At 66.3% G+C, this 13,540-nt stretch carries 12 protein-coding genes and 1 other annotated feature; of the genes, 11 read left to right on the top strand and 1 reads right to left on the bottom strand.

The genetic code is table 11. The annotated features are described in order from the left end of the window. Positions 1-293: 293 nt before the first annotated feature. Positions 294-503 (top strand): helix-turn-helix domain-containing protein, encoded by a 210-nt coding sequence (locus AC3A3G_RS05405; RefSeq protein WP_346522419.1) that lies wholly within the window; start codon positions 294-296, stop codon positions 501-503. Between the two features lie 78 nt (positions 504-581). Here AC3A3G_RS05405 and AC3A3G_RS05400 read toward each other — a convergent pair whose 3' ends face one another. Continuing rightward, positions 582-1,157: a hypothetical protein gene (locus AC3A3G_RS05400; protein WP_487487707.1), complete on the bottom strand. Its 576-nt coding sequence runs from the start codon at positions 1,155-1,157 to the stop codon at positions 582-584. Positions 1,158-1,730: 573 nt separating this feature from the next. Here AC3A3G_RS05400 and AC3A3G_RS05395 point away from each other — a divergent pair. The 10 genes from AC3A3G_RS05395 to AC3A3G_RS05350 all read left to right on the top strand — a co-directional run bounded on the left by AC3A3G_RS05395 (position 1,731) and on the right by AC3A3G_RS05350 (position 13,356). After that, positions 1,731-2,417, top strand: a complete 687-nt coding sequence (locus AC3A3G_RS05395; protein WP_487487706.1) for an ImuA family protein — start codon at positions 1,731-1,733, stop codon at positions 2,415-2,417. Beyond that, positions 2,314-3,864, top strand: coding sequence for a Y-family DNA polymerase (locus tag AC3A3G_RS05390; RefSeq protein WP_487487705.1), 1,551 nt, complete (start codon positions 2,314-2,316; stop codon positions 3,862-3,864). Before AC3A3G_RS05395 ends, AC3A3G_RS05390 begins: the two co-directional genes overlap by 104 nt. Continuing rightward, entirely contained in the window at positions 3,861-7,250 is a 3,390-nt protein-coding gene (locus tag AC3A3G_RS05385) for an error-prone DNA polymerase (protein WP_487487704.1), read from the top strand. Before AC3A3G_RS05390 ends, AC3A3G_RS05385 begins: the two co-directional genes overlap by 4 nt. Positions 7,251-7,346: 96 nt before the next feature. Further along, entirely contained in the window at positions 7,347-7,682 is a 336-nt protein-coding gene (locus AC3A3G_RS05380; RefSeq protein ID WP_025977279.1) for an ArsR/SmtB family transcription factor, read from the top strand. A gap of 7 nt (positions 7,683-7,689) precedes the next feature. Next, positions 7,690-8,112 (top strand): arsenate reductase (glutaredoxin), encoded by a 423-nt coding sequence (arsC, locus tag AC3A3G_RS05375; RefSeq protein ID WP_025977280.1) that lies wholly within the window; start codon positions 7,690-7,692, stop codon positions 8,110-8,112. Continuing rightward, positions 8,112-9,197, top strand: coding sequence for an ACR3 family arsenite efflux transporter (arsB, locus tag AC3A3G_RS05370; protein ID WP_487487703.1), 1,086 nt, complete (start codon positions 8,112-8,114; stop codon positions 9,195-9,197). Before arsC ends, arsB begins: the two co-directional genes overlap by 1 nt. Next, complete coding sequence (gene arsN2, locus AC3A3G_RS05365; protein ID WP_440230397.1) at positions 9,197-9,637, top strand: arsenic resistance N-acetyltransferase ArsN2; 441 nt, start codon at positions 9,197-9,199, stop codon at positions 9,635-9,637. Before arsB ends, arsN2 begins: the two co-directional genes overlap by 1 nt. Continuing rightward, positions 9,634-10,380: an arsenical resistance protein ArsH gene (gene arsH / locus AC3A3G_RS05360; RefSeq protein WP_440230396.1), complete on the top strand. Its 747-nt coding sequence runs from the start codon at positions 9,634-9,636 to the stop codon at positions 10,378-10,380. The genes arsN2 and arsH overlap by 4 nt, the downstream gene beginning before the upstream one ends. A gap of 22 nt (positions 10,381-10,402) precedes the next feature. Then, the gene (chrA, locus tag AC3A3G_RS05355; RefSeq protein ID WP_487487702.1) at positions 10,403-11,644 is read left to right on the top strand and encodes a chromate efflux transporter; all 1,242 of its coding nucleotides are present in this window, start codon (positions 10,403-10,405) and stop codon (positions 11,642-11,644) included. Positions 11,645-11,775: 131 nt separating this feature from the next. Beyond that, positions 11,776-11,837, top strand: a sequence feature (sul1 is cis-regulatory element that is thought to sense ions involved in sulfur or methionine metabolism; They are found in Alphaproteobacteria). Between the two features lie 37 nt (positions 11,838-11,874). Next, positions 11,875-13,356, top strand: a complete 1,482-nt coding sequence (locus AC3A3G_RS05350) for a SulP family inorganic anion transporter (RefSeq protein WP_487487701.1) — start codon at positions 11,875-11,877, stop codon at positions 13,354-13,356. Positions 13,357-13,540: the final 184 nt, after the last annotated feature.

Raw genomic sequence — 13,540 nt, 5'->3', positions numbered from 1 at the left:
CGCTGCGATATTTGAAGCCGTCCCATTTTCGAGCGCGCGATCTCTTACACATCAGGGCGTTGTAAGCGTCGGCCAAATTCCGGGAATTTGGCCGTTTGTCGTTCAGACAGACTATCTAAATCTCTGCGGAGTTCATCGACCCGCACCTCGGTCACACGAAGCCGCAAATATATCCATCGACCGAACCACACTAAGGCGGCCAGACACATAACAACCACAGCTTCCATCACGCCCTCCCAATTTGGTCACTATAATGACTGGATGAAGGTGAAGATTTCCTTGCGCTTGGGGCTATGCGAATGGCCCAGGTTCTTGGCGAAAATGTAAGGCGTATCCGGCGTGAGCGGGAAATGACTCTGGAAACGCTCGCTCATGAGGTCGGGCTGGCCTACAGCTACCTGGGGCAGCTAGAGCGCGGACAGAGGAACCCAACGCTGGGCGTCATAGAGCGAATCGCAGAGGTCTTGAAAGTTGATCCGCTTGATCTTCTAACTGGTCGGTGAACGGTTACAGGTGAGGCAACATATAGATCCACTCTGCTAATCCACTGCTGATTGGTCTTGATCTGGACCGCACCTCTTCTATTTTTTCTGCAACCACTCCGCAGAAACAAACGCCCTGTCTAAAAAGATAGCCACCTTCTCCCATTCGGCCCCTGCACGACCGCCTTGCGCGGCCTTCCGGCGCACCTCCGCCAGAAGTTCCTCCCGTTCGATATAGGCCGCGATCTTTTCCAGGTCAGGTCGACGCGGCGGGAGCGCCGACTGAGCGCGCTCCCTGGCCTGCTCCTGTGTACAGGCGCCCTTGAGGCGATTGGCCCGGTCGCTGATAACGCGAACATTCCCGCGCACATAGCCCAGGGCAGGCCTGATGCGGTCCAGCGAAGGCGATCCGCTCGATCGTTCAGAACCTGTCGCCAGCGGCATACCGAGGACAGGGCAAACCGGCGGCACCACCACGTCACGACGGCGCAGGTTGAACGGCAAATCCAGGCGCGCCGCCCTTTCCCGCGCTCGCTCCAGCAAGGCCGCCACAGGATCGCGACGCCGCCGCTGGCGCATATAGGCGCTCATATAAAGGGCGTTGCAGCACCGACATTTCGCGCGCTTCAACTGCGCCCCGTGAATGGGACAATTCAATTCGAATTGGTTCTTCATGGACAGATAAGACTCTACGTTGATAATGAGTCCATAAATTCAAAATGAGTCTAAAGAGTCAAATTTAATTATGAAGACACCTCGAGCGCGCTCCCCCAATCATCCGACAGGCGCCCAGCTGCGCGGCGCCCGAGGCCTTCTGAATCTGTCGGTCCTGGACCTGTCGGAGCGCACAGGGCTGGCCGTCAACACCATCAAGCGCGCCGAAGCGACGAACGACTTCGCGCCGATCAACCGCGCAAACGCCAACCTGTTGGTCACAGTGCTTCAAAACTTGGGGGTGGTTTTTTTGCCCGCTGACGACACGATTGGGGCAGGCGTTCGGCTGGAGGCTTCAGACACGCCCGCGTTTGCACGACGTCGAAGTGGGGAGTGAGGCCAACCAAACGCCAGAATCGGTCGTTGTCGATAACCGTATTGAGCCTTGCCTCCCGCTTCGCTTGACTCCCCCAGGGGGTTGGCGCGCATATAGAACAAATGAGGAACATTTGTTCACAGCCTGACGCTTTGACAGCGCTGAAAACTCGCTTGGAGGCCCTGGATCGGGCCGGCGGTCGTCGCGTTGGAGTGGGCGTGCGCACGGGAAGCGACGACGTCTTTGCGCCACTGACCAAAGGCGTTTTGCATGATCTTTATGCAGTCGCCCCTGCCGACGCGGTGGCGGTCAACGCCTTTGGGCTGGGCATGGCGCTGCGGGCGACGGCGGGGCGTCCCATCGTCTGGGGCCTGCATGAGATGATGGCCCAGGAGGCGGGGCGGCCGCACGGTCCGGGCCTGCATGAGATGGGCCTGTCGCCGCGCGACCTGTTGCTGGTGCGGACGCGCGACGTGCAGACCCTGCTGGCCGTCGGCGAAGAAGCCCTGCGCAGTCCCGCCGTGGGCGCCGTGCTGTTGAGCGCCTGGGGCGAGGCCAAGGCCTTCAGCCTGACGGCCAGCCGCCGACTGGCTCTGGCGGCCGAGACGGGCGGCGCGACCCTGTTTCTGGCGCGGGCGGGCGCCCTGCCCTGCCCCAGCGCGGCCGAGACCCGCTGGTCGGTGGCGTCCTGCGCTTCGGAACCTCTGGAAGGCGGGGCGCCGGGTCGGCCGTCTTTTTCGGCGACCCTGCTGCGACGGCGCGGCGGCGGGGCGACCGGAACCTGGATCATGGAGTGGGATCGTGAACAGCGAACCTTCCGCCCGCCCGCGCCGCTATCTGGCGGTCTGGTTCCCCTGGCTGCCCAGCGACCGGCTGCGCCGTCAGGAACCAGACACGCCGCCTGATGCGCCGCCCGTCATCCTGGCCGAAAAGGTCAAGGGCGCGCTGCGGCTGGCCGCCGCCGATCCGGCGGCGGCGCGGGCTGGGCTGACGCCAGGTCTGGCCCTGGCCGATGCGCGGGCTCGGACGCCCGCCCTGCGCGTCGTCGCCCATCGTCCCGACCTCGACGACGCTCTGCTGGCGCGGGTGCTGGAGGATTTCGGCCGCTTCACCCCCATGATCGCGCTAGACCCGCCGCACGGCCTGATGCTGGACGTGACCGGCTGCGCCCACCTGTTCGGCGGTGAAGCAGGTTTGATGCGGACGGTCCAGGCGCGGGCCGAACGCGCCGGACTCAAAATCCGGTGCGCCCTGGCCGGCACGCCCCAGGTCGCGCGCGCCCTGGCCCGCTTCGGCTCCGGCGGTCGGTTCGAGCCCGGCCAGGACCGCGCCGCTGCGCGCCGCCTGCCGGTCGCCGCCCTGGAGCTTTCGGACAAGGAGGACGAGGCCCTGCGTCGCCTGGGCCTGAAGCGGCTCGCCGATCTGGACGACCGGCCTCGCGCGCCCCTGGCCGCCCGCTTCGGCCCCGACTTCCCGACCCGACTGGCGCGGGTTCTGGGCGACGAGGACATGCGCATCACACCGCATCGTCCGCCCGCGCCCGTGGTCGTCGACCGCGTCTTCTTCGAGCCGATCTCGGCGCCCGAGGACGTGGAGCGGGTCCTGTCCGATTTGCTGATCGAGACCATGGACCGGCTGGATCAGACCGGTCTGGGCGCCCGCGCCTTCGAGGCCGGTTTCTATCGCGTGGACGGAGAGACGCGCCGCATCGTCGTCCGCACCGGCCGTCCGACCCGCGACGCCCCCGCGACCCTGCGGCTGTTCCGCGAGCGGATGGCGGCCTTATCCAACCCGCTGGACCCCGGTTTCGGCTTCGACCAGATGCGGATGTCCGTGCCCTGGACCCAAACCTTGGCGCCCACCCAGCAGGGGCTGGAACGCGAGACGCCCGGCGAGGAGGCCTTCAGCCGCCTGGTTGACCGGCTGACCGCGCGTCTGGGGCCGGAGGCGGTGCTGCGCTTCGAGCCTTTCGCCTCGCACATTCCCGAACGCGCGGCGCGGCTGGTCCCCGCCGCCGCCCGTCATGGCGACGAGACCTGGCCCGACCTCGACCCCGACGATCCCCCTTTGCGGCCGCTGCAGATGTTCGACCCGCCTCAGCCGGTCGAAACATTGGCCGAGGTTCCCGACGGCTACCCTCTGAAGTTCCGCTGGCGGCGCGTCCTGCACGAAGTGACCCGCGCCGAAGGGCCCGAGCGGATCAGCGGCGAATGGTGGCGCGCCCCGAACCAGCGCACCCGCGACTACTACCGGGTCGAGGACCGGGACGGCCGTCGCTTCTGGCTGTTCCGCCAGGGCCTCTATGGCGAGACGCCCGAGCCGCGCTGGTTCATCCACGGCCTGTTCGCATGAGCAGGCTCGACCCTTGCGGCGCCTACGCCGAGCTGGCGGCGGCCAGCAACTTCTCCTTCCTGCGCGGCGCCTCGCATCCCAAGGACCTGGTGTTGACGGCGATCATGCGCGGTCATGCCGGACTGGGGCTGGCCGATCGCAACACCGTGGCGGGCGTGGTGCGGGCCTGGAGCGCGCTGAAGGAGATTCGCGTCGAGGGTCTGGCCCCGCCGGACAGGATGCGCGACGGCGGCAGTCCCGGCGAGATCGCCTACATCGAGGACCCGCTGAACGATCCGGCCCTGTCCGAAGAGGTGAAACGTCGCGCAGCGGACTTTCGCCTGCTGACCGGGACGCGGCTGGTCTTCAACGACGGGACGCCAGACGTCATCGCCTATCCGGAGACACGAGCGGGCTGGGGTCGGCTGACGCGCCTGCTGACCCTGGGCAATCGCCGGGCGAAGAAGGGCGCGTGCGAGATCGGCCTGCGCGACCTGCTGGTCGATCCTGAAGACCTGCTGCTGATCCTCGTCCCGCCGGACCGGCTGACGGGGCTGGAAGAGGTGCTGGCCCGCATGAACGCGGCGGTGCCGGGCGCGGTCTGGCTGGGAGCCGCTATGCACAGGCGCGGCGACGACCGGCGCCGGCTGGCCCGGCTCAAGGCCATGGCGGAGCGGGTGGAGGTTCCCCTGCTGGCGCTCAACGACGTCCTCTACGCCGCCCCCGACGACCGCGACCTGCAGGACGTCCTGACCTGCATCCGCGAAGGCGCGACCATCGAAACCGCCGGCCGTCGGCTGGGAGCCAACGCCGAACGCTGGCTGAAGCCCGTGGAAGAAATGGCCCGCCTGTTCAAGGACGCGCCCGAGGCGGTGGCCGAGACGACCGCCTTCCTGTCGCGCGCGACCTTCGATCTGAGCGACCTGAAGTATGAATACCCCGAGGAGCCCGTACCCCCGGGATGGGAGCCCCAGAGCTGGCTGGAAGAGCTGGTGCGTCGCCGCACCCTCCTCCGTTATCCGGACGGCGCGTCGCCCAAGGTCACGGCCCTGCTTGCGAAGGAGCTGGCCTTCATCGCCGATCGCAGCCTGGCCCCCTATTTCCTGACCATCCACGACATCGTCCGCACGGCCGAGGACAAGGGCATCCTGTGCCAGGGGCGCGGATCAGCCGCCAACTCGGCGGTCTGCTACGTCCTGGGCATCACCAGCGTCGATCCAGCCTGTCACGACCTGTTGTTCGAGCGGTTCCTGTCCTCCAACCGCGACGAGCCGCCTGACATCGACGTCGACTTCGAGCATGAGCGGCGCGAGGAGATCATCCAGTACGTCTATAACCGCTATGGGCGGCATCGCGCCGGCATCGCCGCCACCGTCATCCGCTATCGTCCCCGCAGCGCCATCCGCGAGGTCGGCAAGGTCCTGGGCCTGACTGAGGACGTCACCGCCCGTCTGGCCTCGACCCAGTGGGGCAGTTGGGGATCGGAGATCAGCGGCCGCCAGATCGAACAGGCCGGTCTGGATCCCGCCAATCCGATGATCGGCCGCGCCGTCATCATGGCCTCACGCCTTCTGGGCTTTCCGCGCCACCTGTCCCAACACGTCGGCGGCTTCGTCCTGACCCAGGGACGACTGGACGAGACCGTCCCCATCGGCAACGCCGCCATGCCGGATCGCACCTTCATCGAATGGGACAAGGACGACATCGACGCCCTGGGTTTGATGAAGGTCGACGTCCTGGCTCTGGGCATGCTGACCTGCATCCGTAAGGCCTTCGACCTGATGAAGGCCCATTCGGGCGTCGAGCACGACCTCGCCTCCGTCCCGCCGGAGGAGGCCGAGGTCTACGACATGCTGTGCCGGGGCCAGTCCATCGGCGTCTTCCAGGTCGAGAGCCGCGCCCAGATCAACATGCTGCCCCGGCTGAGGCCGCGAGAGTTCTATGATCTGGTGATCCAGGTCGCCATCGTGCGCCCCGGCCCGATCCAGGGGGACATGGTCCACCCCTACCTACGCCGCCGCAACGGCGTGGAGGAAGTTCACTATCCCCCGCCCGGCCGCCTCTACGGTCCGCCGGACGAGCTGAAGCAGGTGCTGCACCGGACCCTGGGCGTCCCCCTGTTCCAGGAACAGGCGATGAAGGTCGCCATGGTCGCCGCCCGCTTCACGGACGCCGAGGCCAACGGCCTGCGCAAGGCCATGGGCACGTTCCGGGGCGACGGGACGCTGCACACCTATGAAGACCGCATGGTCGGGCGGATGATCGCGCGCGGCTATGATCCTGACTTCGCGCGGCGCTGCTTCGAACAGATCAAGGGCTTCGGCTCCTATGGCTTTCCCGAGAGCCACGCCGCCAGTTTCGCCCGGCTGGTCTATGTCTCTTCCTGGATCAAGCACCGCCATCCGGCGGCCTTCGCCTGCGCCCTGCTGAACAGCCAGCCCATGGGCTTCTACGCCCCGGCTCAGATCGTGCGTGAAGCGCAGGAGGTCGGCGGGGTCGAGGTGCGCCCCATCGACGTCTCGCACAGCGACTGGGACAACAGTCTGGAAGGGCCCGCAGACGCCCCCGCCCTGCGCCTGGGCCTGCGCCAGATCGACGGCTTCAGGGAGGATTGGGCCAACGCCCTGTCCGCGGCGCGGGCCGTGGCGCCTTTCGCCGATATCGAAACCCTGGCCCGGCGCGCCGAACTGCCCGCCGCCGGCATGCGCAAGCTGGCCGACGCCGACGCCTTCCGCTCCCTGGGACAGGATCGTCGCGAGGCTCTATGGGCGGTGCGCCGCCTGCCCGGCGATGATCCCCTGCCCCTGTTCGCCGCCGCCGAGGCGCGCGAACGCGGCGCTCGCGAACTGGGCGCGGAGCCCGACGCCCATCTACCCCTGATGCCGCTGGGAGAGCATGTCGCCGCCGACTACCAGACCGCGCGCCTGTCGCTGAAGGCCCACCCCATGGCCATCCTGCGCCCCGTCTTCGCCGCTGACCGGGTCCTGACCTGCGCCGAAACCGAAGCCAGGCGCGGCGGCTCCATCGTGCGGGTCGCCGGCGTGGTGCTGGTGCGTCAGCGGCCGGGCAAGGGCAACGCCGTCTTCGTCACCCTGGAAGACGAGACCGGCATCACCAACGTGGTCCTGTGGGCGCGGATGCTGGACCAGTACCGACGCGAGATCATGGGCGCCCGCCTGATGCAGATCGAAGGCCTGGTCGAGAAAAGCCCCGAGGGCGTCGTCCACGTCGTCGCCCGCCGCGTCATCGAGCGCAGCGCCGAACTGTCCCGCCTATCCGAAGACCACGAAACCAACATCCAACTGGCCCGCGCCGATATCGTCGCTAACTCGCAACCCCCGCGACACCCGTCACATCGGCATCCGCGCGACGTGCGCATCTTGCCGGGATCGCGGGACTTCCACTAAGCGCCAGAAGCGGCCTTTCTTATCCGCGCGCAAAGCCGACATTCATGAGCACTAGTTGGCCTTTGACTCCGTTATTGATTCCATTATCTTGGAATCATGGAATCAGAAGCCGCCATTCTCGCCCTCGCCGCCCTGGCCCAGCCCACGCGGCTGGAGACCTTCCGCCTGCTGGTCCGGCATGAACCCGCTGGCCTGCCTGCCGGAGAGATCGCGGACGCACTGGCAGTGCCCGCCAACACCATGTCGGCGCACCTTGGGGTTCTGTCCCGCGCGGGCCTGATCAGCTCGGAGCGTCGCAGCCGCTCGATCATCTACCGCGCCGATCTGAGCCGTCTTCAGGCGCTGGTCCTGTTCCTGCTCAAGGACTGCTGCCAGGGCCGCGCCGACCTGTGCGAGCCGCTTCTGGCCGAACTCGCGCCGTGCCGCGCCTGAGGACCTCATGGACGTCGTCATCTATCACAACCCCGCCTGCGGAACGTCGCGCAACGCCCTCGCCCTGATCCGTCACGCCGGGATCGAGCCCCACGTCATCGAGTATCTGAAGACGCCGCCCAGCCGCGCCATGATCACGGAGCTGGTCAGGCGCATGGGCGTTCCGCTGCGCAGCCTTCTGCGCGAGAAGGGCACGCCCTTCGCCGAACTGGGCCTCGGCGATCCCGCCCTGACGGATGACCAGCTTCTGGACGCCATCGAGGCCCATCCGATCCTGCTGAACCGCCCGATCGTCGTCTCGCCGCTGGGGGTGCGATTGTGCCGACCGTCGGAGGCGGTCCTCAACCTTCTGCCGGCCGAGGGGCTTAAGCCCTTCACCAAGGAGGACGGCGAGGTCGTCATCGATACTGAGGGCCGAAGGGTTCGCTGATGGTCGACGCCATGATTACTGAACAGCCAAAGCGCCGCCTGTCCTTCCTCGACCGCTGGCTGACATTGTGGATTTTCGCGGCAATGGCGTTCGGCGTGCTGCTGGGCACGGTTGTGCCGGGCCTTCCCGCTTGGATCGACGACCTGTCGGTCGGAACGACAAACATCCCCATCGCCATCGGCCTGATCCTGATGATGTATCCGCCGCTCGCGCGGGTGAAGTACGAGGAACTGCCGCGCGTCTTCGCGGACAGGCGCGTGCTTGCCCTGTCCCTGTTCCAGAACTGGGTGCTGGGGCCGGTGCTGATGTTCGCGCTGGCGGTCATCTTCCTGCGCGACCAGCCGGAATACATGACCGGCGTCATCCTGATCGGTCTGGCCCGCTGCATCGCCATGGTGCTGGTCTGGAACCAGTTGGCGCGCGGCGACAACCAGTATGTGGCGGGTCTGGTCGCCTTCAATTCGCTCTTCCAGATCGCCTTCTTCAGCCTCTACGCCTGGCTGTTCCTGACCGTGTTGCCGCCCCTGTTCGGGCTGGAGAGCAGCGTGGTGGACGTCACCGTCTGGACCATCGCCGGCGCCGTCCTGGTCTATCTGGGCCTGCCCTTCCTCGGCGGTTTCCTGACCCGGCGGGCGCTGGTCGCGAGGAAGGGAAATGACTGGTACGAGACGCGCTTCCTGCCGCGCATCGCGCCGATCACCCTGATCGCCCTTCTCTTCACCATCGTCGCCATGTTCAGCCTCAAGGGCGGCGAGGTGGTCGCCCTGCCGCTGGATGCGCTGCGCATCGCCATTCCGCTGACGATCTACTTCTTCGTCATGTTCGTGGTCAGCTTCCTGATGGGACGGTTGATCGAGGCGGACTATCCGCGCACCACGGCCTTGGCCTTCACCGCCGCCTCCAACAATTTTGAACTGGCGATCGCCGTCGCCATCGCCGCCTTCGGGCTGGCGTCGCCGGTCGCCTTCGCGGCGGTCATCGGCCCGCTGGTCGAGGTCCCGGTGCTGATCCTGCTGGTGTCGGTCGCCCTGTGGCTGGGCCGCCGCTACTTCCCCGCGACCGCCCCGAAGAAGGACGCCTGCTGATGGCCTTCAACGTCTCGGCGTTGCCCGAACCCACCGCCGACCTGATCGCCGCGCTGGAGGCTGCCGGACTGCCGACGGATGACCTCCACGAACCCGACCGGCGCTTCTTCCGCTTTGAGAATGGCGAGGGGCTGGTCGGCTACGGCGGGCTGGAGCAGGTCGGGCCCGACGTCCTGATCCGCTCCATCGTCGTCCCTGACGGCCGTCGCGGCGGCGGTCACGGCGGGGCGATCCTGTCCTGGCTCGAAACTGAAGCCGCCCAGCAAGGCGCTGCCAGCCTCTATCTGCTCACGACCTCGGCCGCCGCCTTCTTCCAGCGGCGCGGCTACTCGGTCGCCCTTCGGTCAGCCGCGCCGCCCGCCATCGCCGCCTCTCGCCAGTTCAGCGGCCTGTGCCCGGCATCGGCGACCTTCATGTTCAAGGATCTGCGTATCCAATGACCCGCCTTCGCGACCTGCCCGATCCCGACCACCTGCCCGCGCTCGACCCGGCCTATCTGTCCAGCTGCCCCGCGCTGGGCCTCGGTCCGAACGACCATCCGCCGCGCATCCTGCTGCTCTACGGCTCGCTGCGGGATCGGTCCTTTTCCCGGCTGTGCGTCGAGGAGGCCGCCCGCCTTCTGCGCTTCATGGGCTGCGAGACGCGCATCTTCGATCCGTCCGACCTGCCGCTGACCGATCAGGTCGCCTACGACGATCATCCCGCCGTCCATGAACTGCGCGAGCACGCCCTGTGGTCGGAGGGCATGGTCTGGAGCAGCCCGGAGCGCCACGGCCAGATTTCCGGGATCATGAAGCTGCAGATCGATCACCTGCCGCTCAGCATGGGCGGCATGCGTCCGACCCAGGGCCGCACCCTGGCGGTCATGCAGGTCTCCGGCGGCTCGCAGAGTTTCAACGCCGTCAACACCCTGCGCCTGCTCGGCCGCTGGATGCGGATGATCACCATCCCCAACCAGTCCAGCGTCGCCAAGGCCTTCATGGAGTTCGACGACGACGGCCGCATGAAGTCGTCCAGCTACTATGATCGCATCGTCGACGTGATGGAGGAACTGGTGCGCTTCACCGTCCTGACCCGCGCCCATGCCGGCCAGTTGGTGGATCGCTATTCCGAGCGGAAGGCGTCAGGCGTGCCGATCGATGCGGCCAACGACCTGTCCGCGATCGCGACCAGGTCTGCGTAGCCTCAGGCTGGATTGTTAGAGAATGGCCACGGAAATCAGCGGCGAATCCAGCTCAGTCCACGGGCGCCCGAGCGCGCCACTGGCCGGTTCGCCGACAGAGGTCTTCGCGGTCTTCCTCAAGCTCGGCCTCACGTCGTTCGGCGGGCCCGTGGCGCACCTCGGCTATTTCCGGGACGAGTTGGTCTCGCGACGCCGTTGGATCGATGAAGCCGGATACGCCGACTTGGTCGCCATGTGCCAATTCCTGCCCGGCCCAGCCTCCAGCCAAGCGGGCTACGCCTTGGGTTTGTGGCGCGCCGGCCCATTGGGCGGCATTGCGGCATGGTGCGCCTTCACACTGCCGTCCGCCGCGCTCCTGGTCTTGTTCGCCATGGGCGCAGCCTCGCTCAACGGTCCGGTTGGAATGGGCCTGCTGCATGGACTGAAGCTGGTGGCCGTGGCTGTGGTCGCTCAGGCGGTCTGGGGGATGGCCCGCACCCTGACCCCCGACTGGCAAAGAGCGGCTATCGGCCTAGCCGCTGTTGTAATCCTGATGTTGCTCGGCGGAGCGACAGGTCAGATCGTCGCCATCGTCATCGGCAGCCTGGCGGGGCTGCGCCTCTGCCGGACGACGAACGCCACATCAGCATCGACTCCAAACTTCCCGATTTCACGGCGCGCTGGCGCAGGGGCTCTGGTCCTGTTCCTTCTGCTTCTGGCGGGCTTGCCGCTCGCCTCCATGGCGACAGGACTCCACGGCGTCGCCTTGCTGGACGTCTTCTATCGAGCCGGTGCCTTCGTTTTCGGAGGCGGTCACGTCGTTCTGCCCCTGCTCGAAGAAGGCGTGGTGCAGCCCGGCTGGATCGATTCCAATGGCTTTCTTGCGGGCTATGGCGCGGCCCAAGCCGTACCGGGGCCGCTTTTCACCTTCGCCGCCTATCTGGGCGCCGCCATGGAGCCTTCTCCGAATGGATTGGCCGGGGCCGCCCTTTGTCTAGTGGCGATCTTCGCGCCGGGATTGCTGCTGGTGACAGGGGTGCTGCCGTTCTGGAGTCTGCTGCGCGCCCGACCGGCGGCCCAGGCGGCGATGCGCGGCGCGAACGCGGCAGTCGTCGGCATTCTGGCTTTCGCCCTCTATACCCCTGTAGGAACCGGCGCGATCCTGAGTGCGATCGACTTCTTCGTGGCGCTGGCGGGCTTTGTTCTGCTGACGGTGTGGAAGTGCCCACCATGGATAGTCGTTGCCCTGACCGCCGCAAGCGGGGTCGCCGTCGCATTGATTTGACACTAGCCGCACCCGTCGCGGGCGCCTGAAACAGGCGGCCGCCCCCCGTCGATTCGTCCAAACCTCTTGCGCAGTGAACGTGACGGATCTTGCATTCAAAGCCCCGTAGCGGCATGCATGCCGTCGTTCACCTTGGACTCGGCGCCCCTGGGCTGCCGGGTGGCTATCCCGTCCGCCGATCCGTCGGGAAACTGAGCCGCCGCATGCGGCTCGTCCAAATGAAATCCTGAATGTCCATTATTGCATCCGCGCGCCAGCAATGGCTCGCCAACCCTCGCCGCGATTTGCTGGCGGGCACCGTCGTGGCGCTGGCCCTGATCCCGGAGGCCATCGCCTTCTCCATCATCGCCGGCGTCGATCCCGCCGTGGGCCTTTACGCCAGCTTCGTCATCGCCGTGACCATCGCCTTCGTCGGTGGGCGACCCGCCATGATCTCGGCCGCGACCGGCGCCATGGCCCTGCTCATGGTTACGCTCGTCCGTGATCATGGCCTGGAATACCTGTTCGCCGCATCGATCCTGTGCGGCGTCTTTCAGATCATCATCGGCCTGCTGAAACTGGGCCGCTACATCCGCTTCGTCAGCCGCAGCGTCATGACCGGCTTCGTCAACTCTCTGGCCATCCTGATCTTCCTGGCTCAGATGCCGGAACTGATCGGCGCCAACTGGCAGACCTTTGCTCTGGTCGGCGCTGCCCTGGCCATCATCTACGGCTTCCCTCGCCTGACCAAGGCCGTGCCTTCGCCCCTGGTCGCCATCGTCCTGATCAGCGGCTTCGTGATCATGACCGGTCTGGATGTCCGCACGGTCGGCGACATGGGGCAGATGCCTTCGTCCCTGCCGATCTTCCATCTGCCGGCCGTCCCGCTGGCCTGGGAGACCTTCGCCATTATCGCGCCAGTCTCGGCTACATTAGCCTTCGTCGGCCTGCTGGAAAGCCTGCTAACGGCGAACCTGATCGACGACCTGACTGACACCCCTTCAGACAAGGACCGCGAGACGCGCGGTCAGGGCATCGCCAACATCCTGTCGCCGCTGTTCGGCGGCATGGCGGGTTGCGCCATGATCGGCCAGTCGATCATCAATGTGACCTCCGGCGCGCGAGGCCGCCTGTCCACGCTATGGGCTGGCCTCTTCCTCTTGTTCCTGATCCTGGTGCTTCAGGATTGGGTGGCGCGGATACCCATGGCGGCTCTGGTGGCGGTGATGATCATGGTGTCCATCGGAACCTTCGACTGGGGCTCAGTCCTGAAGCTGCGCTCAACGCCGTTCCAGTCGTCCATCGTCATGATCGCCACGACGGCGACTGTCGTGGCCACCCATGATCTGTCCAAGGGCGTCGTCCTGGGCGTGATCCTCTCGGCCGTCTTCTTCATGCGCAAGGTCGGTAAGACCGTGGTCGTCGAAGAGATCGAAACGCCGGAAGACGGCGTGCTGCGCTACCGCGTGTCTGGGCAGTTGTTCTTCGCTTCGGCCGATGTCTTCGCCGCAGCCTTCGAACACCACGGCAGCCCCAGGCGCGTGGAGATCGATATGACCGACGCCCACCTGTGGGACCTGACAGGCGTCGCCGCTGTCGACAAGGTCGTTTTCCGTTATCGGAAGCAGGGGGCCGAAGTCGAGGTCATTGGCATGAACGCTGATGAACAGACTCTAGTGGAGCGGGTGGGCCGTCACGACAAGAGCCATCTTCCCATCGGGCTGTCGCACTGATGAGCCCTCCTGAGAGGGTTCGTCATTCTTGCCCCAGTGGAAGGCTTTTCGTCGACCTATGGTCAGATGTCCTCGCCTATCCACGCTGATGTCGGCGACGCGCCACGTGACGTGCCCCCCGTTTCTCATCCAGCCATAACAAGAGTCCGAGGTTGATCTGGGTAGAGATTGGTTGGGTTGGCAA

The sequence above is a fragment of the Brevundimonas sp. Soil_N_31 genome (assembly GCF_057655995.1).
The sequence above is the reverse complement of the archived record's forward strand: the minus strand, read 5'-3'. Positions and strand labels throughout refer to the sequence as shown.

Bases quoted from the DNA above. Each gene is read 5' to 3' on its own strand.
- AC3A3G_RS05380 (WP_025977279.1), top strand. From the start codon at position 7,347: ATGGAATCAGAAGCCGCCATTCTCGCCCTCGCCGCCCTGGCCCAGCCC.
- arsC (WP_025977280.1), top strand. From the start codon at position 7,690: ATGGACGTCGTCATCTATCACAACCCCGCCTGCGGAACGTCGCGCAAC.
- AC3A3G_RS05385 (WP_487487704.1), top strand. From the start codon at position 3,861: ATGAGCAGGCTCGACCCTTGCGGCGCCTACGCCGAGCTGGCGGCGGCC.
- arsN2 (WP_440230397.1), top strand. From the start codon at position 9,197: ATGGCCTTCAACGTCTCGGCGTTGCCCGAACCCACCGCCGACCTGATC.
- AC3A3G_RS05400 (WP_487487707.1), bottom strand. From the start codon at position 1,157: ATGAAGAACCAATTCGAATTGAATTGTCCCATTCACGGGGCGCAGTTG.
- AC3A3G_RS05405 (WP_346522419.1), top strand. From the start codon at position 294: ATGCGAATGGCCCAGGTTCTTGGCGAAAATGTAAGGCGTATCCGGCGT.
- AC3A3G_RS05350 (WP_487487701.1), top strand. From the start codon at position 11,875: ATGTCCATTATTGCATCCGCGCGCCAGCAATGGCTCGCCAACCCTCGC.
- chrA (WP_487487702.1), top strand. From the start codon at position 10,403: ATGGCCACGGAAATCAGCGGCGAATCCAGCTCAGTCCACGGGCGCCCG.
- arsB (WP_487487703.1), top strand. From the start codon at position 8,112: ATGGTCGACGCCATGATTACTGAACAGCCAAAGCGCCGCCTGTCCTTC.
- arsH (WP_440230396.1), top strand. From the start codon at position 9,634: ATGACCCGCCTTCGCGACCTGCCCGATCCCGACCACCTGCCCGCGCTC.